This is a genomic window from Magnetococcales bacterium (assembly GCA_015231755.1).
Lineage (GTDB): Bacteria > Pseudomonadota > Magnetococcia > Magnetococcales > Magnetaquicoccaceae > Magnetaquiglobus.
This window is the reverse complement of the sequence record JADGAZ010000017.1, coordinates 76615-96605: the sequence shown is the minus strand read 5'-3', so window position 1 is coordinate 96605 and position 19991 is coordinate 76615. Positions and strand designations below refer to the sequence as shown.

At 63.0% G+C, this 19991-nt stretch carries 21 protein-coding genes and 1 tRNA gene; 16 read left to right on the top strand and 6 right to left on the bottom strand.

The features are described from left to right. Positions 1-189 precede the first annotated feature (189 nt). The gene (locus HQL98_12215) at positions 190-702 is read right to left on the bottom strand and encodes a YbjN domain-containing protein (GenBank protein ID MBF0272813.1); all 513 of its coding nucleotides are present in this window, start codon (positions 700-702) and stop codon (positions 190-192) included. Positions 703-873: 171 nt separating this feature from the next. On the opposite strand from HQL98_12215, the gene HQL98_12210 reads away from it, so the two are divergent. From HQL98_12210 to HQL98_12160, 11 genes are all read left to right on the top strand, one after another. Further along, entirely contained in the window at positions 874-1899 is a 1026-nt protein-coding gene (locus tag HQL98_12210; GenBank protein MBF0272812.1) for a hypothetical protein, read from the top strand. A 17-nt stretch (positions 1900-1916) separates the two neighbouring features. Beyond that, positions 1917-2336 carry a DUF2190 family protein gene (locus HQL98_12205; protein MBF0272811.1) on the top strand — a complete coding sequence of 140 codons (420 nt, stop codon included), beginning with the start codon at positions 1917-1919 and terminating at the stop codon, positions 2334-2336. Positions 2337-2394: 58 nt separating this feature from the next. Then, a complete protein-coding gene (locus HQL98_12200) occupies positions 2395-3321 on the top strand; it encodes a major capsid protein (GenBank protein ID MBF0272810.1) in 927 nt (308 codons plus the stop codon). Between the two features lie 5 nt (positions 3322-3326). Then, positions 3327-3575, top strand: a complete 249-nt coding sequence (locus tag HQL98_12195) for a hypothetical protein (GenBank protein MBF0272809.1) — start codon at positions 3327-3329, stop codon at positions 3573-3575. Next, positions 3572-4072 (top strand): DUF1320 family protein, encoded by a 501-nt coding sequence (locus tag HQL98_12190; GenBank protein MBF0272808.1) that lies wholly within the window; start codon positions 3572-3574, stop codon positions 4070-4072. The genes HQL98_12195 and HQL98_12190 overlap by 4 nt, the downstream gene beginning before the upstream one ends. Before the next feature lies 1 nt (position 4073). Next, on the top strand, positions 4074-4505 hold the full coding sequence (locus tag HQL98_12185; protein MBF0272807.1) for a hypothetical protein: 432 nt from the start codon (positions 4074-4076) through the stop codon (positions 4503-4505). A 26-nt stretch (positions 4506-4531) separates the two neighbouring features. After that, positions 4532-4897, top strand: coding sequence for a hypothetical protein (locus HQL98_12180; GenBank protein MBF0272806.1), 366 nt, complete (start codon positions 4532-4534; stop codon positions 4895-4897). 100 nt (positions 4898-4997) lie between these two features. Continuing rightward, positions 4998-6026 (top strand): hypothetical protein, encoded by a 1029-nt coding sequence (locus HQL98_12175; GenBank protein ID MBF0272805.1) that lies wholly within the window; start codon positions 4998-5000, stop codon positions 6024-6026. Next, positions 6023-7123 carry a hypothetical protein gene (locus tag HQL98_12170; protein ID MBF0272804.1) on the top strand — a complete coding sequence of 367 codons (1101 nt, stop codon included), beginning with the start codon at positions 6023-6025 and terminating at the stop codon, positions 7121-7123. Before HQL98_12175 ends, HQL98_12170 begins: the two co-directional genes overlap by 4 nt. Positions 7124-7160: 37 nt before the next feature. Continuing rightward, positions 7161-8255 (top strand): hypothetical protein, encoded by a 1095-nt coding sequence (locus tag HQL98_12165; protein ID MBF0272803.1) that lies wholly within the window; start codon positions 7161-7163, stop codon positions 8253-8255. Positions 8256-8261: 6 nt separating this feature from the next. Next, the gene (locus tag HQL98_12160; protein ID MBF0272802.1) at positions 8262-10583 is read left to right on the top strand and encodes a discoidin domain-containing protein; all 2322 of its coding nucleotides are present in this window, start codon (positions 8262-8264) and stop codon (positions 10581-10583) included. Between the two features lie 69 nt (positions 10584-10652). On the opposite strand, the gene HQL98_12155 is transcribed toward HQL98_12160, so the two are convergent. Both HQL98_12155 and HQL98_12150 read right to left on the bottom strand, forming a co-directional pair. Next, the gene (locus tag HQL98_12155) at positions 10653-11108 is read right to left on the bottom strand and encodes a hypothetical protein (protein MBF0272801.1); all 456 of its coding nucleotides are present in this window, start codon (positions 11106-11108) and stop codon (positions 10653-10655) included. Positions 11109-11163: 55 nt separating this feature from the next. Then, the gene (locus HQL98_12150; GenBank protein MBF0272800.1) at positions 11164-11652 is read right to left on the bottom strand and encodes a hypothetical protein; all 489 of its coding nucleotides are present in this window, start codon (positions 11650-11652) and stop codon (positions 11164-11166) included. Between the two features lie 255 nt (positions 11653-11907). Between HQL98_12150 and HQL98_12145 the strand changes: the two genes are divergently transcribed. Beyond that, positions 11908-12774 (top strand): LysR family transcriptional regulator, encoded by an 867-nt coding sequence (locus HQL98_12145; protein MBF0272799.1) that lies wholly within the window; start codon positions 11908-11910, stop codon positions 12772-12774. A 4-nt stretch (positions 12775-12778) separates the two neighbouring features. Here the strand turns inward: HQL98_12145 and HQL98_12140 are convergent, their stop codons facing one another. Both HQL98_12140 and HQL98_12135 read right to left on the bottom strand, forming a co-directional pair. After that, positions 12779-13318: a shikimate kinase gene (locus HQL98_12140; protein MBF0272798.1), complete on the bottom strand. Its 540-nt coding sequence runs from the start codon at positions 13316-13318 to the stop codon at positions 12779-12781. Positions 13319-13323: 5 nt separating this feature from the next. Continuing rightward, positions 13324-13521 (bottom strand): hypothetical protein, encoded by a 198-nt coding sequence (locus tag HQL98_12135; GenBank protein MBF0272797.1) that lies wholly within the window; start codon positions 13519-13521, stop codon positions 13324-13326. A gap of 218 nt (positions 13522-13739) precedes the next feature. Here HQL98_12135 and HQL98_12130 point away from each other — a divergent pair. From HQL98_12130 to HQL98_12115, 4 genes are all read left to right on the top strand, one after another. Next, positions 13740-13813, top strand: a tRNA-Gly gene (locus HQL98_12130). Between the two features lie 58 nt (positions 13814-13871). Next, complete coding sequence (locus HQL98_12125) at positions 13872-14954, top strand: radical SAM protein (protein ID MBF0272796.1); 1083 nt, start codon at positions 13872-13874, stop codon at positions 14952-14954. Beyond that, positions 14951-15646: a glycosyltransferase gene (locus tag HQL98_12120; protein ID MBF0272795.1), complete on the top strand. Its 696-nt coding sequence runs from the start codon at positions 14951-14953 to the stop codon at positions 15644-15646. Before HQL98_12125 ends, HQL98_12120 begins: the two co-directional genes overlap by 4 nt. Then, positions 15643-17373, top strand: coding sequence for a hypothetical protein (locus HQL98_12115; protein ID MBF0272794.1), 1731 nt, complete (start codon positions 15643-15645; stop codon positions 17371-17373). The genes HQL98_12120 and HQL98_12115 overlap by 4 nt, the downstream gene beginning before the upstream one ends. 88 nt (positions 17374-17461) lie before the next feature. Here HQL98_12115 and HQL98_12110 read toward each other — a convergent pair whose 3' ends face one another. After that, positions 17462-19945, bottom strand: a complete 2484-nt coding sequence (locus HQL98_12110; GenBank protein MBF0272793.1) for an AMP-binding protein — start codon at positions 19943-19945, stop codon at positions 17462-17464. Positions 19946-19991 lie beyond the last annotated feature (46 nt).

Genomic DNA, 19991 nt, shown 5'->3' with positions numbered 1-19991 from the left:
CACTCCCCCCAAGAGATTGAATGGTACGTTGCAGCCAGTCTGCGGATTCCCCACCTGAGCGGGATGACCCATCCAAACCGGACGAAAAAGGACCGCTTGCGACCCGGGCGAAACAACCGACCCGCACCGGGCAGAATGACAACCTTCCGCCCCGGTCAGGAGGTCAACCCTGGACCGGAATGAAGCGTTTCAGGCTTCGCCTTCGGTATCCACCATGGCGGCGGCGATGGCCTCTTCCGGGCTTTTGCCGCCCCAGACCACCCATTGCAAGGCCGGATGAAACCGTTCGGTCTCTTCTTCGATGGCGGCAATGATGTCTTCGAGTTGTTCGGGACGCAGTTCCGCACCCCGCAACGGCAGAACCACGCGAAACACGGGAGTCCGTTCCTCGTTCCAGATTTCAAAGTGGCCCAGCCACACCCGTTCGTTCATGAGGGTGATGGTCTGGGCGGCCACGGCCATGAAACGCTGGGGGATTTTCAAGTTCATGTAGGCATTGAATTGCAGATAACCGGTCTCTTCGTGGAAAGCGACCCAAAGGCGTTGATGCCCCCATTGTCCGGGCATTTCCGCCCACAGTTCGTATTCGTTGGTCCGTTCGGCGTTCCAATCCTGGCTGATGGTGAACTCTTCCACTGCACCCATCGGGTTGTCCAATTCGATTTCCTGCTCCGAGAGAACCTGATCGTGAGATTGACCCATAAAGCCCTCGCACATTTTTTGGAGAATGATCCCTGGCGGCCTCCCTTCCCCCCGAAAGAGTCGCGCCACCGGAACAATTCTATCACACAGGCACGGAAAAACGATTGGAAAAAAAAATGCCGAACCGCTGCGCATGATCTTTTCCCCGGGGTCCGCCCATACTGCCGGTCCATGAACGCACCTCATATCATTGCCATTTTCAAGTCTGGTCGTCACGCCGACATGAGCGGAACGACCCTGATCATCACCGATGCCGACCTGGAACGCACGGTCGCAGCCTATGACCCGGCCTTGTGGAAAGCGCCGCTGGTCATCGGACACCCGCGTCACGACACCCCGGCCTGGGGATGGGTGACTGCCCTGTCGCTGGAGGCAGGCACCCTCATGGCCACCCTGACCGATCTGGATCCCGCGGTGATCACCCTGGTGAACGAAGGGCGATATCGCAATGTGTCGGTCAGTTTCTACACCCCGGACGGACCCGGCAATCCCTTACCCGGCGTTTACTATCCGCGCCATGTGGGACTGCTCGGCGCCCAGCCTCCGGCGATCAAGGGATTGCCCCCGGTTTCGTTCCACGAGCCCAACGGCCCGACGGCTGTGGCCGTGGGCGAAGGATTGGCCCCTCCCACGGCGTGGATCACTTCCGCCACGCCTCAACCTCTCATGGAGTCTGGCATGCACAACACCCCCGAAGAACAACAAAACTGGCAACACCGCCAGGAACAACTGACCCGTCAGGAACAGGAACTGGCGGCCCGGGAAGCCCGTTTCGCCGAACAGACCGATCTGCTCGCCCTGCGCGAAGAAACGCTGCGCAAGGCCGAACAGGAACAAAAACAAAACAACGCCGCCACGTTCGTGGACGCCCTGATCGCCGAAGGACGCATTCTGCCCCGTTATCGCGACGGTCTGATCGCCTTTTTGGTGTTCTTGTCGGACTCCGGCGTGGTCGCCTTCGCCGAAGACCAGGGACACCGCGGCTTTCTCGAAGGATTTCTCAAGGAACTGCCCCCCCAGGTGCTCTTCGCCGAACACGCCCCGGCCACCCGTCCCGGCGCAACCGAGGTTCGTTTTCAGGTTCCGGACGGCTACGCCGCCGACTCCGACGGGCTGAAACACCATGCCCGGATTCTCGCCTATGCCCATTCCCATCAAACCGACTACCTCACCGCCGCCCTGGCCGTGAGCGCGTAACCCAAGGAGCCTTCGACATGAGCCAACAAAGCATTTCCGTTCTCACCCTGACCGTCATGGCCAGCAGTGCCGTTTCCGCCTGTCGCGCCGTAGGTTTCAACGGGGCGGTGATCGCCGTCCAGGGCGGCAAACCCATGGGGGTCGCCATGACCGCCGCCACCCAGAACAGCGCCCTGGCCGTGGTCACCCATGGCACCGCCGTGGCCGAATCCGGCGCGCCCATCACCCTGGGCGCCCCCCTGATCGCCGATACCCAGGGACGGGTCATCCCCGCCACCAGCACCCTGCGTCTGGCGGCGGGGGCTACGGCGGTCACCAGTTCGGCGGCCAACGGCCCCATCCTGGAAGGCGGCGATCCCCCGGAATTCGTCCTCGGCGACGCCCTGCAACCGGCCTCCGGAGCCGGGGAGTTCATCGAAATCCTGTTGCGCCGCTAAATCCGGCCACCATTTCCCATACTTTAACTTTTATCCTTCACTCAGGAGTGCTGTTTCCATGCTTATGTCCCCCAATCAGGTACGGGTCATCGACCCGGTCTTGACCGAAATCGCCCAGGGCTATCGCCACGCCGAACATGTGGGTCAGGTACTTTTTCCCAAGGTGCCCGTTCAGGTCTCCGGCGGTCAGGTGCTGGAGTTCGGTCGGGAGAGTTTCAAGCTGTATCAGGTGCGACGCGCTCCGGGCGCCGCCACCCGACGCATCCAGTTCGGCTTTCTGGGCAAGAGTTTCGCGTTGGTGCAAGACTCCCTGGAGGCCCAGGTGCCCCGGGAATACCAGCGGGACGCCAGCCGCGCTCCCGGTGTCGATCTGGCGCAACGCTCCATCGCCGGCGCCCTGCGGGCCCTCTCCCTGACCCTGGAATACGACCAGGCCAACCTGGCCACCAATCCGGACCACTACGACAACAACCACAAGGTGACCCTCTCCGGCACGGACCAGTGGAGCGATGGCGCCTCCAATCCCTCCGGCGATATCGACAACGCCCGGGAGGCGGTGCGCTCCTCGGTGGGGATCTATCCCAATACCCTGCTGTTGTCGGCCCAGGCCTTTTCGGCCCTCAAGAGCCATCCCCAGGTGGTGGACCGTTTCAAATACACCAGCCGGGACTCCGTGACCCCGGACATGCTCGCCGCGTTGTGGGATCTGCAAACCGTGGTGGTGGGCAAGGCGGTGGCCTTCAACGACACCGGCGAGGATATCGACATCTGGGGCAATCACGCCATTCTGGCCTACACCCCGGCCAAATCCTCGGGCATGGAGGATCCCTCCTTCGGCTACACCTACACCATGCAGGGTCACCCCCTGGTGGAACGGCCCTACTACGAAAACAACGCCAAAAGCTGGATCTATCCCGTGACCTACGAGCGGGTGCCGGTACTCACCGGCATTCTCTCCGGCTTTCTGATCCGTAATCCGGCGTGACCCCCATGGCCAGCTTCCGGGTATTGACCCCCTTGCATCACGACGGCGTGAGCTACGCCCCTGGCGCCATCGTACCCATGGCCGCGGCTGCCGCCGACAGGGCCGTGGCCATCCAGGCCGTCTCCCCGCTGGAACCGATTCCTGGTGAACCGGAACGGCGCGAACCGGCACCAGGACAGGGACAGACCGCCTCCTCCCTGCCCACCGGCAAGAGCAGGGCCTCCTCCAGAAACACCGGGAGGAAAACCCCATGAACCACGCCACAGCCATGGAGTTGCTGCTTTGGTTCGGGGCCCGGGAGCTGGCTCAGGTGGCGGTGCCGGAGGATCATCCTCCGGTCACGCCGGAACTGATGCGCCGAACCATTGCCCAGGAAAACCGCGACGACTGCACTCCGGAAGAGATCGCCGCCGCCGATGCGGGAATGACGGCGATCCAACGGGCCTTGTCCGACGCCACCCGGCTGGTGGAGTCCCATCTGGCCTTGCGCCACGCCCTGCCGCTATCCGCCGGGCAGGTCGCCCAAAGCCCCCTGCCCCGGATCTGCGGGGCCATCGCCCGCCGACTGTTGCATCACGACCGGGCTCCAGACGCGGTGAACGCCGGATACACCCAGGCCATGACCTGGCTTCAGGATCTGGCCCAAGGCCGAACGGGCATCGTGGGAGGTGCGGTGATCGGAGCCGGAGCACCGGCTTGCGACGCGGCCTTGCGGGTTTTCGACCATCAGACGCTGCGGGGGTTTGCCTGACATGGAGGATCTGTTCGCAGCCGAACACCCCATTCTGGAACGGTTGCGCGTCTGCATTCCGACCTTTCGGCAGGTGTGCGGAGCGCGCAACCTGGAGGAAATCCCGGTAGTAACCGGCACCACCCCGGCGCTTTATGTGCTGTTCGACGGTCATGAACCCCTGGTCAACGCAGGACCGGAACAGGCCCTGGAACAACGTTGGCTGGTGGTGGTGGCGGTGCGCAATAGCCGGGAGGCGGACCGGGGCGCAGGGGAACGGCGGGAAGCCGGACCTTTGTTGTGGCAGGTCTGTCACGCTCTGGTGGGATGGCGACCCGGACCGGATCACGGCCCGTTTCGGGTCACCACCACCCCCGGGACACTCGTGACCGGGGGGGTGGCCCTGTTTCCCTTGCGTTTTGCCACACGGGTGGTCGTGGCAAGCGGCCCCTGACGCCTCGCATTCAAGGAGAATGAAATATGAAACAGCTCGGGGAGGTGGTGTTGCCCGACGGTCTGGTGTGGAGCGACCGCCACGATGCCGCGCCCGTCGAACAGACGGTGGTCCGCACTCTGGGCGGAAAACCGGTGATCTGGGCCAGAAACCTGACCGGTGGCATTCCCGTCACCCTGGTGGCCCAGAGCGACGCGGCCTGGCTGGATCGTCCCACCGTGGAGGCCCTGGCCCTGCTGGCAGCCCAGGCCGGGGCCTCCTTCATCCTGACCTGGGAGGAGTGGAGTGGTCACGTGATGTTCCGCCACGACACCCCTCCCGCCCTGGCGGTGACCCCTTTGTGGCCGGGGCACGACCGTTTCACCGCCACCATCCGGCTGCTGCGGGTGTGAATCCGATCCGCAACCCATCCACATTCATCCAAAAGACAAGGGGGGGTCCATTTCCATTCCCCCCTTGTCTTTCCATCGTTCAGGAACGGGAGCAAGGCCCATGGCCATCCAGACCAATGAAATCAAGTGGTACAAATCGCAAACCGTCAACGACGGCAACAGCAACGGCGGTCCCATGTCGGCCAACGAGATCCCGGACGGGGTCAAAAACAACGTCTGGCCCGACGTGCCCCAGGCGGAACGCACCGCCGGCTCGGTCAAATACCGCAAAACCTTCATCAAGATCGCCAACGACGACGATCTGGCCCTGCTGTCACCCCGGGTCTTCATCGAAACCCACACCCCCGGTGACGACAACGTGGTACTCATGGCCGGAACCCAGACCGATACCCAGGCCCAGGCGAGCGGCTACACCCGTTGCTACGGGGCCGGGGATCTGGACGCCAATGCCCTGAGCGGCGACACGACCATCACGGTGGCCGTGGAAGCGGGCAACCAGGGAAGCGGACAGGCCATTTTCCAAAACGGCGACCTGATCCGCATTGCCGACAAAACCAGCGTGGACGCGGTGAGCGGCAACGCGGAGCTGTTGCGTCTGGCCACGGTCAACGGGGTCAGTTGGAACGGCACCCTCGCCACCTTGACCCTGGCCGCAGGAACCACCTTGGGATTCAATTATGCCGCCTCGGCCACCCGGGTCGCCTCGGTGCTGGAGGGCGCCGACATCGCCGCCGCGGTCAGCGGCTGGCAGAAGTCCACCAGCGCCGGTACCTACAACGACGGTCAATACCCGGTCCGGTGCGACCACATCGGCACCGTGGAAGAGACCTGGACCCTCACCTTCTCCAACGCCACTCAGTTCTCCTGCGCGGGCAGCAGCCTGGGGACCGTGGGCAGCGGCTCCATCGGCAGCGCCTTCGCCCCCAACAATCCGAATTTCAACCGTCCCTACTTCACCCTGACCGGCGGATCTCCCCCCTGGGGCGGCACCTGGGCCAGCGGAGATTCCATCACCTGGACCACCCATCCGGCGGCCATCGCCATCTGGGAAAAACGCACGGTTCCGGCGGGTGCCAACAGCCGCTCCGGCAACAAGGTGATCGTGGCCATCAGCGGAGAGAGCGCATGACCACCCTGAACGCCGAATTGCGTCTGGATTTTTCGCCCCACGCCCAAAGCGGCCATGAACCCTTCGAGCTGCGTCTGAGCGCAGACCTGGGATCGGTGCCGGTACAGGTCCGACCCGCCACGGTCCCCTCCTGGACCCGCACCCACGCCCTCGAAGAGTATGCCGACTGGCTCGACGAGGCCTTGATCCAGGAGAGTCCCGGACTCAAACGGATACGGCTCTACTGCTCCGACGCCGCAGCCGCCCGGACCCGGCTCATGGTCCACGGCGGCACCCCCACCCCTCTGGGACGCCGCCATGATCCTCTGGTGGAAACCCTGGTCTGGGTGCAAAGCCACTCCCGTCGGCTGCGCTATTTTCACGACCGTCCCCAGGCCCGGATCCTCGACCACACCCACTTTTACGACCCGCAGGGACAGGAGTGCCCCCTGCCGGATTTCGATCCGGAGTCCGGCACATTCCACCATCCCCAGGCGGTGACCGGAGCCTTGGTGGTGGAGTACGCGCCGGGTTTTTCCCTGTATGAGATCGCCTACGACACCGGAGCCTCCCAACTGCCCCCCGAATGGTTCCGGGAAATGAAGCTCGCCTGGCTGGCGGGCAATATCCACGACGCCGTCACTCCCATGGTCCGGGTGATCGCCATGGGACCCGACGCCGCCGATCAGTTGTCGTTCAATCGGGATTTCTGGCCCGCCCAGGCCGGATCCCAATCCGGTTTCCGCACCCGTTCCATCGAGCCGTTCACCCCGGAAGGCAGCGGCTATCGCTATGTGCCCATGCCGGGAAAAACCTGTTGGGACCGGTGCAAAAATCTCATCCAGCCCCACAACGCGCTGCTCACCCAACAGGAGATGATCGCGGTACGCAACTGCGTCGAAACCCAAAACGCCCCCAAATTCCACTACGTGGAGGAGTCCCGGGTGGTGCGCACGGAGCGCATCTTCGCCCCGGACAATCCCGAACTCTTCATCGACGTGGCCAGACCCGTGGAACTGGTCATGAAACTCAAACGGGCCGATGGCGGCATCTGCGACAACAACACCCCCAGCGGTTGCTGTCCGGAATTGACCCTGCGCTTTTCCAGTTCCCCCTAGCCGACCCCCTCAAACACCACAGGAACCACCCATCCCCATGTCCGACGCCGCCCTGCCCCTCATCGACCCCGGCCCGTTCGAACGAATCATCGCCTTTTCGTTTCCGGCCACCACCTTTCATCTGCGCGTCCTGCGGGACGATGGCCTGGAATTCACCCCTGATTCCGAAGAGGGCATGGGGATGATCCTCTACGACGAAAACTGGGAATTCCTGTTCCACGGCAACTCCTGGGCCGACCCGAAACTGGGCTTCACCGAAGCCGCCACCGGTCTGATCACCCGCTTCAGCCATGCCGCACCCTATTATACCATCACCTTCAACCTGCCGGTGTTGCAAAAATTTCTGGACCGGCCCATCCACAACTTCAAAGTGTATCTGGTCACCGAGGGCGAACGCTCCTTGGAAACCATCCATCCCCGTCGCTACGCCGACAGCCCGGATCCCCTGTTGATGCCTCCGGGACACCATCTGATCCGGATTCCCTTCTGGGAGACCCTCACCACTGTGATTCATCCGGACCTCTACACCACCATCCATCATACCACGGTCCACTCCAGCGTGCCTTATACCGCAAGCTACGCCATCGGCAACGGCAATGCCCTGGCACGGTTTCGTTTTCCCCTCCTGGCGGTCACCTGGTCTCCCAACCACGCCTTGACCGGCTGGACCTATGCCCTTGAATTCAATATCCAATGCCCCGACATCGAGTTCTACATGCCCCGGCAAACCATCGCAAACATGACCCCACCCCTCCACCCTCCCGGCTCTCCCAACGATCGGATCCAAACCGTCTATGCCAATCTGGTCCTGATCCTGGGAATGGGCGCCTGCTCCAACCTCTGGTACGCCACCCGGATACAGGTCACCACCAGCTTTGGCTATGGGGCCACCATACCGTTTTCCACCTCTCCCGGCAGTTTTTTCAGCGACGCGATCACCCTGGCGGGCATCCGGCCCGGGAATCTGTTCGGGGATCCGTATATCCGCACCCATCGGCTGCTCTGGAACAGCGACCGGTTCACCTACAACACCGGACACTGGCCCGACATCCACGTCAACCAGATCGCCACCCTGGAACAAAGTCCCGCCACCGGTTTCGACGTTCTCCATTTCCAGCCCCAACCGGAGTGATCCCCCATGGCTCACCGCTACTGGCGTGTTTACATCACCCAATCCACCTCGGGCAGCAACATGCTCATCTCCTTGTACGAGGTGGAAATGCGCGTTGCCGGGGGAAGCGTGGATCTGTGTTCCGGCGGCACGGCCTCCGCCAGCCACGCGGATCAGGATGCCATCAAACTGTTCGACAACAACACCAGCAACTACTGGAACAATGGCAGTCCCGGCGTGGCTTCCTGGTTCCGCTATGATTTCGGGGCCGGCAATCCGGTATCGGTGGGGGAATTGTGGATGCTGCCCCGCTATTCGACTCAGGCCCCCCAGGCATTCCAGTGTCAATGGTCGGACGATGGCACCACCTGGCACGAACAAGGTTCCTGGAGCAACATCACCTCCTGGAACGGTGGAATCTGGAAAAGCTTCACCCTGCCCCCTCCGGCCCAGCCTACGGTGATCCGCCAGCACCCCCACGCCTATGGCCTGATCCTGATGGCCCACCGCCTCTCCTGCCACGATCTGGGTCTATTCACCCATGGTCGGGGGACACACGGCTTTGGCATCGGCATCGAAACCGAACAGGGCCATCCCTTTGTCCATCTGCTCTCCCACGCCCATGCCCAATGCCACGGCTTCGTGCTGGAAGGCTCCTTGACGCAGCCCCACAGCCTGAACGTGGCAACCCATGGCATCCAAACCTGGATGATCCAGTTGGAATCCCGCCTGCAACACCCCCGATACGATACCCTCGACGCTGAACATGCCGCCTGTTGGTCCCTGCGTCACCGGCTCGACCAGGGCCACATCCAGCCCCGGGCCGACACCACCAGCGCCCCTCCGGCGCAACGGATCCGGCTGTTCGACCTGCTGGCACACAATCCCGTCTGCGCCCGCCTCACCACCTGCCGGGATCTGCTCTCCTCCATCCCGCGGTTGACCCCAGCCTTGCCCGCCGTGGCCTGGAACGACATCACGCTGGCGCTGGTCCGAGGCACCCTCTCCTGGTCTCCGGATCGGGTAGCCTGGGTGGCCCATCTGGTGGTGGCCGACGATGCCGTGTTCGGCGCGGCGCAAGCGGATCAACCCCTGGATCTGACCTGGGGGGAGACCCGCTTTCGCCTGTTCGTGGCCCACAAGGGCTTGATCCGCACCGGTCCCGGCCACACGGAACGGATCATTACCGCCCTGGGTCTGCCGGCCCGTCACGAATCGCCCCACGCCCTGCCCCTCACCCGCAGTTGGGATCAACCGGTGTGGGCGCGAGACGCGGTGGAGCAGGCCTTGAACGCCGCCGTGATCTGGAAGCTGCCCTCCTGGCGTCTGCCGGCGGGTCGCCTGCAAGTACGCGAGAGCCCTCCCATGGAGGTGGCCCGCCGCGTCGCCCAGGCGGTGGGAGGGGTGGTGCGCTCCCGACCGGACGGCACGGTGGTGCTGGAACCCCTCTATCCCCGTCCGGTGCCGGAGTGGGAACAGGATCCCCCGGACCACATCCTGACCGATGCCACGGACCTGTTGGAAAGTCGCCACGAGGGGAGCTTCGGCACCGGCATCAACCGCATCACCGTGCGGGAGCAGACCCCGGAACTTCAGTCTCCGGGCCTGTGGCTGGAGATCGATCCGGCAATCGACACCCGCAACCGTTTCGCGCCGGACCAGACCGTGCGACTGGTGACCCTGGCCTCACCGGGGGTGGCCTTGCGGGAGGTGACGGGTTCGACGGGCCGTTGGATGCCCGACGAACCCATCTGGCGCACCCGCAGCGAGACGTTGCATTTTTCGGGATCCAATCGGGCAGTGTTGCCCCGTCCGGTGACACGGATCGATCAGGTGGAGTGGCTGGGCAACGATCTGGGGGAGCTGACGCTGGAACGGGACGCACGCACGGTCACCGCCACCCGCGCCGGTGTGGCCCTGGCCCGACTGCGGGTCACCCTGGCTCTCACGGGTTGCCATCCTTTCAAGGCGCCCGAGACGCTGGCGGGAACGGAATCGTTTCCGGCTCTGTTCTCGGCCCGTGGAGAGGTGGTGCAATCCCAGGGACTGGAGCGGAGGATGGAACGGGGTGACGGTCCCCCCTGGCACGCCGGAGAGGTGGCATCACCGCTGCTGTCGGCGATGGTGGCGTTGCAGGCCCGGGGCGCCGCGGAACTGGACGCCGGAGAAAGGCTGCAAAAGGTGGGGCTGACCCTGCTCCATCGGCCAGAAATTCTACCCGGAGCAGGGATCGAAGCCCATGACGGCTGGTTCGGCACCGCCTATCGGGGGGTGGTGATGCGCGTCACCCATGAGTTGTCAGCCGCCCAGGCGATCACACGCCTGGAGGTGGTCAGACGCCTCGGATGAGCGCCCACGGTCCGACCCGATCCCGACCGAAAGCGCTCTGCAAACAACCCAAAAACTCCCGTCACACCCTCAACGGGCCGGTGGTGTCGCCGCAGCCGGAGCGGCCGGGGCGGAAGCCTTGTTGGCCGGGGCTGCCGAAGCCGGGGCCTTGGCCGGAGCCGTCGCCGCGCCAGCCGGGGCCGCAGCCGGGGTCGACGCCGCACCAGCAGCGGGAGCCGCTGCGGGGGTCGGAGCCGTACCAGTCGGGGCCGCGGGAGATTTGGTCAGATCCTTGGGATCGATGGGGGGTGAAAAGATCGGATTGTCCGTCCCGCCAATGGGCAGATACTGTTCCTTGAGGTCCAGAACGCACTGGGTCACATAGGCGTCCACCTCCTTGGCCGGCACCTGATCCTCGACGGCGAACTGCTTGCACTGCGCGACCAACTCCTCATCGGAGGGGATCGCCTCAGCCGCGCCGACCGCAGAGGCACCCAACAGGAAACAACCGGCCAACAGCGCGGACAGTTTGAATTTCTCGCTCATGATGAACCATTCCTTTTGACACTGATGTCGCGATATGAAAAACAACTCGAAAAAATCAAGGCCACTTCGGTTGAGCCGGCACCGCGGACTGGGCCGGGGCGGAGGACTGGGCCGAAGCGGCGGGTTTGGCCGATGACTTGGCCGGAGCGGCGGACTGGGCCGAGGGCGGAGCCTTGACCGGGGCCGGAGCCGTGGTTTTGGCGCCGGCTGACCCCTTGGCCGAGGTGGCGGACTGACCCGCCGCTTTGGCCGGCGCAGCAGGTTTGCCCGCAGCCGGCTTGATGGTTGGATCCAACAGTTCATCGATGGATTCCTGGCTTGAATCCTCTTCTTCATAGGCCCGATCCATGGCCAGATCACGCAGACACTGGGTCAGATAGGCCTCCTTGCGATTCGGCAGCACCCCGTCCTCTTGGGCATAACGTTCACAAGTCTGCCTGGGATCAGGAGCGGCTCCGGTGGCATTGGCCGCCAGCAACGAACCCGGCGCCATCCACATCAAACCCAGCGCGCCGGTGATGCCAAGGAGTCTGAAGATGCACATTCCCGATGCTCCGCGATCGATGAAAGAACCACAATGATCGGCCACGCCCTGGCGTGGTCAAACAGCAAAAAATAGAAACGAACCTTAAGAATGTAAAAGAAAAAATTGACCCGGAGGCCATAATTTTCGTCAATCAGGTTCCACAGATCGTCACGATCTGAATTTTCCATTCACAGAAGCCGGATGCATGATATCATGCTCCAGGATCTTCGACCATCCCTCTTCAACGCACCCTCGCCCAAGAACCCGATACCCATGGACATCGACCAGTTGCGCACCTTTTTGGAAGTGCATCGTACCCGTCATTTCGGTCGCGCCTCCCGCAGTCTGTTCATCACCCAATCGGCGATCAGCACCCGGATCAAGCAGTTGGAAGAGACCCTGGGGGTCACGCTGTTCATCCGCAAACGCAACGACATCCAGTTGACCCCGGCGGGGCAACGTTTTCTGCCTTCTGCCGAGGCGATGCTCGCCTTGTGGGAAGAGGCCCGCAGCATGGCTCAGGGGGAGAAACGTCCGGATCCGCACCTGATCATCGGAGCCGGGGCCACCCTGTGGGATCACCCGCTGCCCGAGTGGTTGACCGGTTGGCGTCGGGCCGGCAACCCGGTGACGATACAGGGGGAACATCTGGACGAAGAGGCTCTGGCGCGGGGGGTCTCCAACGGCACCGTGGATCTGGGCATTCTCCTGGATCCTCCCAAAAGCCGGGATTTCCGCATTCAGGAGCTGGCCCCTCTGGAGCTGCAACTGGTGGCCTCACGGCCCGGACTGAACACCCATGCCGCCTTGACCGGTGGCCATATCCAGCTCAACTGGGGCCGAAGGTTCCAACAAGAGACCCACCGGGCCGAAACCGGTGGCATCCGCCCGGTTCTGACCACCAGCCACACCCGCATCGCCTACGAATGGCTGCTGACCTTTGGGGGTTCGGCCCATCTGCCACGCCAACGGGTGGAGGCGGATTTGCAGGCGGGCCGACTGTTTGCGGTGGAAGGGGCACCGGCAAGCCGACATCGGATCTACGCCATTCATGCAAGCCAGGGAGAAAAACAGCACCTCATCGCATCGTTTCTGGCCCACCGGGGCATCCCCGACACGCCGGATCACACCACGACCTGACACCTCACGCCGGCTGGACCGAGGCCGGCAGATGATTGAGGATATATTGGGCCAATTCCAGACGACGGGCATGGGTGGTATCGATGGTCACATCGGCCCCCCGGCGATACAACGGTTCACGTCGCCGCATGATCGCCTCTTCGGAATGCACGACGCTCAAGGGGGGCCGGTTGGAATCCCAGGCCGTGCGGGCGGCCAGACGGGCCGGATCGCCGGTCAGATGGACCACATAACCGTGATGCTTCAAGGCGTTCATTTTGCGTTCGCTGTAGATTTCGTCTCCCGCCGCGTCCAGATCCACCACCACACCGCCACCGGCGTCGATGATCACCTCGTCCAAAAAGGAGACCTTCTCCACCACGGCAAACTCCAGATCGCGAAAATACCGCCAGTCCCCCTGGTTGGCCCGCAGGATCTCCGGAATGGAACGGCCCTGATTTTCGTAGGAGATGAGCAGATCGGTGGACAGCACCGGACGTTGAGACAATCGGGACAGGGCGCGGCATACGCTTGACTTGCCCACACCCCGCGGTCCGATCAGCACGATGTTCATTCCTGATGGCGGCCCTGAAACTGACGGTAAGCCTTGAGCGCCACCAAAACCACAGGGGTGGCGTGCAGAAATAGATCAAAAATATCGATGGGACGGGACAGCGTACCGGAAAACAGCATCCGGATCTTTTCGATCAGATGGGGTTCCGGAACCACCGGCGCCACGGCCAGCCACGCCGCCAACAGCAGCAGCATGGGCCAGGAGAGCCGGTCGAGCCAATTGGCGGAGTGCGGAGGGGTGATTTTCGTATCCATGCGTCATTTTTACCCGGATCCGACACGAATGAAAACCCCTTTTGGCCACCGGCGACACTTTTTTCCCGGACCGGACCCCCACGAATTTGCCGGTTGACCCGCTGCGGAAAATCGCCTAGAATCACTTCGTTCGTCCAGACTCCATAGTGTTGACCCAAGCGGGTGTCGTCTAATGGTAGGGCCTAAGCTTCCCAAGCTTAAGGCGGGAGTTCGATTCTCCTCACCCGCTCCAAATTTTTCTTGATCCATGCGCTCCCCATCCCTTGTCCTCACCGGGTCCGGATCCTGACTTGAGCCTTTTGCGATCCCTGCATCTTGCCCACGCCATCGCCCGCTCCAACCTGGACCGACCCCGCACCCCCTACAAACTGACCTTCGTGGTCACCCGACGCTGCAACTCCCGCTGTCTGCATTGCGACATCTGGAACCAGTCCGAGCCCCCGGATCCCCTCGGTCTGGCGGAAATCGAAACCTTCTTCAAAAAATATCCCGGTTTTCACTGGATCGATCTGACCGGCGGCGAACCGTTCCTGCGGCCCGACCTGCCCGCCCTGACGGCCATGGCGTTGCGGCACTCTCCCCGGCTTTATCACCTGCATCTGCCCACCAACGCCGTCTCCCCCGCGTTGACCATCCAGCGCATCCAAGACATCCTGGCCCTGGATCCGCCACTGCTGACCATCACCTTGAGCCTCGACGGCCCCCCGGAACAGCACGACACCCTGCGGGGCGTACCGGGCAACTGGCGTCACTGCCTGGAGGTGTATCACCATTTCCAGCGCCATCCGCATCCTAAGCTGCAACTGTTTTTCGGTTTCACCCTCTCCGACGACACGGTGGGTACCCTGACCCGCACCATGCAAGCGGTCCGGGAACGATTTCCGGAGGCGGATCCCAAAATCTGGCATCTCAACCTCGCCCACCACTCGGCCCACTACTACGGCAACCTGCACCGACCGGTGCTGTCGGAGACAAACCGGCAGGCGTTCCGGGACGAAATCAACGGATTTCTCACCCTGAAACGTCGCCTGTGGCCGGATCCCGTCGCTTTTCTGGAGAGCCGCTATCTGACATCCGCCCTGGATTTCATCCAGGGAATACGCCATCCCATGCCCTGTCGCGCCCTGACCTCTTCGGTGTTCGTCGCGCCGGACGGCACCTGTTTTCCATGCAGCATCTGGGATCGACCCATCGGCCACCTGCGGGATCACGCCTGCGACTTGAACGCCCTGCTGGCCAGCGCTCCGGCCCGCCACACCCTGGAGACCATCGCCCAGAACGGCTGTCCAGGCTGCTGGACCCCCTGCGACGCCCTGCCCACCATTCTGGGCAATCTTGTGCACCCTTTGTTCCGTGGACGCCCCCCGCCATGAATGCGCCAATTCCCTTCACCATCGTCATCCCTACCCGCGACGAGGCGGAAACCATCGCGGAAATGGTCCACTGCTGCCGCAAACTCACGCCTCACGTGCTGGTAGCCGACTCCCTGTCCAACGACGGCACCCCCACCCTGGCCGCCCAGGCCGGAGCGCGGGTCATCTCCATTCCCAAAGCGGGCAAAGGCTACGCCATCCGCGCCATCATCCCGTTCATCGCAACCGAACTGGTGGTCTTCATCGACGCCGACGGCTCCCACGACGTGGCGGACATTCCCAAACTCCTGCGACCCCTGCTCGAAAACCAAGCCGACCATGTGCAGGCCTCCCGGCTCACCGGAGGATCCAGCGAATTGCACGGGTCGTTCCAGGAGTTTTTCCGGCTGGCGGGCAGCGCCTTCATCACCGCATGCATCAACTGGCGCTTCGGGGTGAGCCTCAGCGACAGCCAGAACGGCTTTCGCGCCCTGCGCCTCCCGGTGTTGCGGTCACTCGATCTGCACGAGGACATCACCACCATCGAACAGGAAATGGTGATGAAAACCTTGCAAAAAAACTATCGCCTCGCCGAAGTGCCCAGCCACGAGCACGCCCGCATCTTCGGAACCTCCAAAATCCGGCTCTCCCGGGTCTGGATCCGCTATGGTTACGTGCTGATCCGGGATCTTTTTTTCAGCGGACGCCCATGAACGACTCCGGAAAAAACATTCTCGGCATCTGGGATGGACACGATTCCGGAGCCGCCTTGATGCAAGATGGCCGTCTGGTCTGCGCGGTCAACGAGGAACGGCTGACCCGGCGCAAACTGGAAATCGCCTTTCCCCGCCAATCCATCCTCGCCTGCCTGCGACAAGGCCAGATCGAACCGGATCAGGTCCACCGGGTGGTGGGCTGCACCACGGATCCGGCCAAAACCATCGCCCGGCTGTGGCCCGCCAGCAAAGAGCGTTACTACCGACTGCGCCGCCGTCTGGCCGCCCCCTCCCCCCTGGATCCGTTGACCCGCTGGGCCAAATACCACCTCACGGAATGGCCCGGCAACCCGGCAACCCGCTGGCTTTCCACCCTCGCCTTGAAAAGGGATTTGAAACCTCTGGGACTGGCCCACCGCCCCCTGACGCTGTTCGACCACCACCGCTGTCACGCCGCCGCCGCCGCCCACGGACTGGGGCTGGATGAAACCCTGGTCATCACCCTGGACGGTGTGGGCGATGGCCGTTCCGGCAGTATGCATCGGTTTCATCAGGGGCAACTCACCCCCATCGCCTCCATCGCGGCCCGGAATTCGGCGGGAATCTTTTTCGAGCAGGTCACCAATCTGCTCCACCTGCGGGAACTCGAAGACGAAGGCAAAGTCATGGCCCTGGCGGACTACGCCCCCCTGATCCAACCGGAAAACAACCCCCTGCGGGATTGGATCCAGGTCTCGGGAGTCGATTTCCAGGCCCGTCACCACGCCAGCGGACAGCTGCGGCAACTGCGTCGGCTGTTCTGGCATCAAGCCTGCGAACCCTTCGCGGCCATGGCCCAACAGGCCCTGGAACACTGGGTGGTCACCCTGGTCACCAACGCCCTGCAGGCAACCGGAGCCAAACGACTGGCCCTCGCCGGAGGGGTATTCGCCAATGTGCGGCTGAATGGACGCATCCGCGCTCTGCCCGGGGTGGAGGTGTGTCATGTCTTTCCCCACATGGGAGACGGGGGACTGGCGGTGGGGGCGGTGTGTCTGGCAGGCTCTCCCCGAACGGATTGGCTGACGGATCTGCACCTGGGACCGGAACAGACTCCGGAGACCATCGCCCGTGCGGTGAAAAACAGCGGCCTGCCCCATCGCCATCTGACCGATCCCGTGGCCGAAGCCGCCCGCCTGCTCACCGCGGGTCGCATCGTGGGATGGTTCCAGGGCCGCATGGAGTATGGCCCCCGCGCCCTGGGAGGACGCAGCGTGCTGGCCCGTCCCGACCTGCCGGGCATTCGGGATACCCTCAACCTGCGTCTCAAGAAACGGGCCTGGTATCAACCCTTCTGCCCTGCCATGCGCGACAGCGAGGCGGCGCGACTGCTGGCGGATCACCACGGTCCGCCAAACCGCTGCATGACCAGTCTCTACCACGTCCGCCCCGAATTCCAAAACGCGCTGGCGGGCGTGATCGGACCCAACGGCACCTGCCGCCCCCAGATGGTCGCCGACGACGCCCCCGGTCCCTTTGCCGCCCTGCTGGCGGCCATGCAGGAGAGCACCGGATTCGGCGTGCTGCTCAACACCAGCTTCAACCCCCACGGCGCCCCCCTGGTCAACACCCCCCAAGAGGCCTTGTCCGCCTTTCAGACCATGGGTCTGGATCACCTCGTGATGGGGGAGTGGGTCGTGGATGGCGCCGTGATATGGCAAAATTCCACAATTCTTCTGGGATGAAAAGGGGCAACGATGGTTTCAACCATCCCCAGAATCGTGGCCGATGAAATGCCACCATCTCCCGATAAAAAATCGCCATCGTGTTCACTCATGGCCCAAACCGCTCCCAGATCCTGTCTATGGATTCAAAATCCTCGCGCCGCAAAGTGGCCGGATCGAGTTGAAAACGAAACGTCCGATTCAACATGGCGATCAACGCCACCAGACTCAATGAGTCCAACACCCCGCCGGAGATCAACTTCGACCAGTCCGACTCTTCGATCATGGGGTAAAAGGACCGCACTTTCAGACGCATCAACGCGACATAGTGATCATAACTGCCGTCCCAAAGGCGATCTTCCGGGGCCGGATCGTTGGCCGAAAGATCCAGATGTCCAAAACGCTCCTGTATGGCCTTGAGAATCACCCCCTCGTGGACCGGATCCAGATGGGCCTTGTCACACAACAGGGATGGATCCATGCGCCCGTCGGCACCCAGCAGCGGAGTGCAGACATCGATGAAATGGATGACCAGTTCGGTGCAAAGCGCCCGCATGCGCCGATAGAATAAAGCCTGCCAATGATAACGCACCTCGGGAGTACCCCGGATGGGCCATTGGGCATCGCCGTTGTCGATGTTCAACGGATGGGTGGGAATCCCGGTCATGAAGGCCATCCGCCCCGACCAAAGGCGACGCAACACCGTCAGACACTCCCGGTACGCCCCCACCGACCGCAGAATGCGCGCTTCCGGATCCGGATCCTGCGGAAAGATCGAGCGGCACTCCGGCTCGCCACAGGCCAAAATCAACACATCCGTCGGCCCCATGCGCCCCACCAGATTGGAAAAAAATGGCAAGGTCTGCTGCCAGTTTTCCGACCAGATCAATCCCAGCCAATGGGCATGAATGCGCCGATACCGGTTGTGATGGCTGGTGGGACCACTCCAGAAAATCCGCACATGGCTGTCTCCGATCAACTGGATTTCGGTATTCAGCGCGCTTTCGTAACGGCGCAGATTCTCCAGACGGGCCAGCTTGCCGCTGGAGGTCTTTTTCAGCCAATGGCGCGGCACGCAATCCACCTCGGAACGGATGTCGAACCAGGAATCGAGAGCCTGCTGCAAACGGATCCGCAACTGCCGTTGCGCCTCCGGGGTCAAATCCTGCGCCGGCTCGCACAACACCACAATCCGCTCGGAATCCACCTCCGCGTCCATGCGCCCCAAAGCCACCACCCGCCCCGGTTGCACCTCCGGAAAACGTCCCAAAGCCTCTTCCAGATCCGCCGGATGGATATTCTTGCCATTCTGGATGATCAGATCCTTGATCCGTCCGGTGACATACAGCTCCCCGTCTCGCACAAACCCCAGATCCCCGGTGGGAAACCAGCCATCCTCCCGCAACGGGGGCTGACCGTGATAGCCCCCCACCGCCCCCCCACCGGCCAACAAAATCTCCCCTACCTGCTCCTCTTCCGAACGGCAGACGATGCGAATCGACACCCCCGGCAAGGACGCCCCGCAGCCAAATACCACCGTGTGCGTTTCCGGTTGATCGTTGGCGACACCACCACCCGCCACTCCCCGGCCCCGCACCTGCACCTGTCGCCGCGCCAAAGCGGCCCGGTCCAACACCAGCACACCGGGAGGAGCGCCCAACGGGGTCAACGTGGCCGCGAAGACATTTTCCGCCAAAGCGTAACAGACCGCCAACTGCTCCCCTTTCACCCCGAACGCCGCGACAAAACGGTCAAACGCCCCCGACGAAACCGGCTCCGAACAGTTGATGAAGGCGCGCATCGCACCCAGATCGAAGCACCCACCCACCCGCGCCAGCCACGAAAAGGCAAAATTGGGCAACCAGCACAAGGTACCCCGTTGCCGTTCGATCACCGCCAACAGCCAGGCCGGATTGGCCGACCATTCAAAGGTATCCAGCAGATGCAAGGGAGTGCCGGTGAGCAGCGCGGGCAGAAACACCCCGGCCAGTCCCATGTCGTGATACAAAGGCAGCCAACTGACCATCCGGTCGTGCCGCGGATCGAGTTTCAAGGCCTGGGCATGGGCTTGCACCTGGGCGGTCAACATGGCCGAAGTGATGGCCACCGCCTTTTGCAGCCCCGTAGTCCCGGAACTGCACTGCAAAAAAAGCGGTCGATCCGGCGTCCATGACGGCCAAGGCACGACTTCAGGCACCGGATCCAACCGCAGATCCGCATCCGAGAGCAATTCCGGACAGACCCCCCGATCCACCGCCTCCCCCACCATCACGCATCCGCCGAACCGTTCCCGATAGTTGGCCAGTTTGCGGGCGTACTCTTCCGGGGTGATCTTGCGGCTCGGATGGGACAAAAAAACCGGCAAGCGCCCCGCCAGAATCGCCCCGAACCAGGCCGCCGTCATCGAAAAAGTCATGCGCCCCAAAATGCCCACCACCGGCTCGGGGGATTGACGCAATCGCCAAGCCCAACGACGCGCCTCGTGCAGAAAACGGCTCGAATCCACCGCCTCCACCGGCCCATCCACCGTGCCATGCAGCCAGAACAAAGGCCGCTTTGGCCCTTCCAGACTCTTGAAAAAGGCCTCGATCATCGGGCATCACCGGGTTCGATGGGAAAAATGTCGCACATCTTGCCAA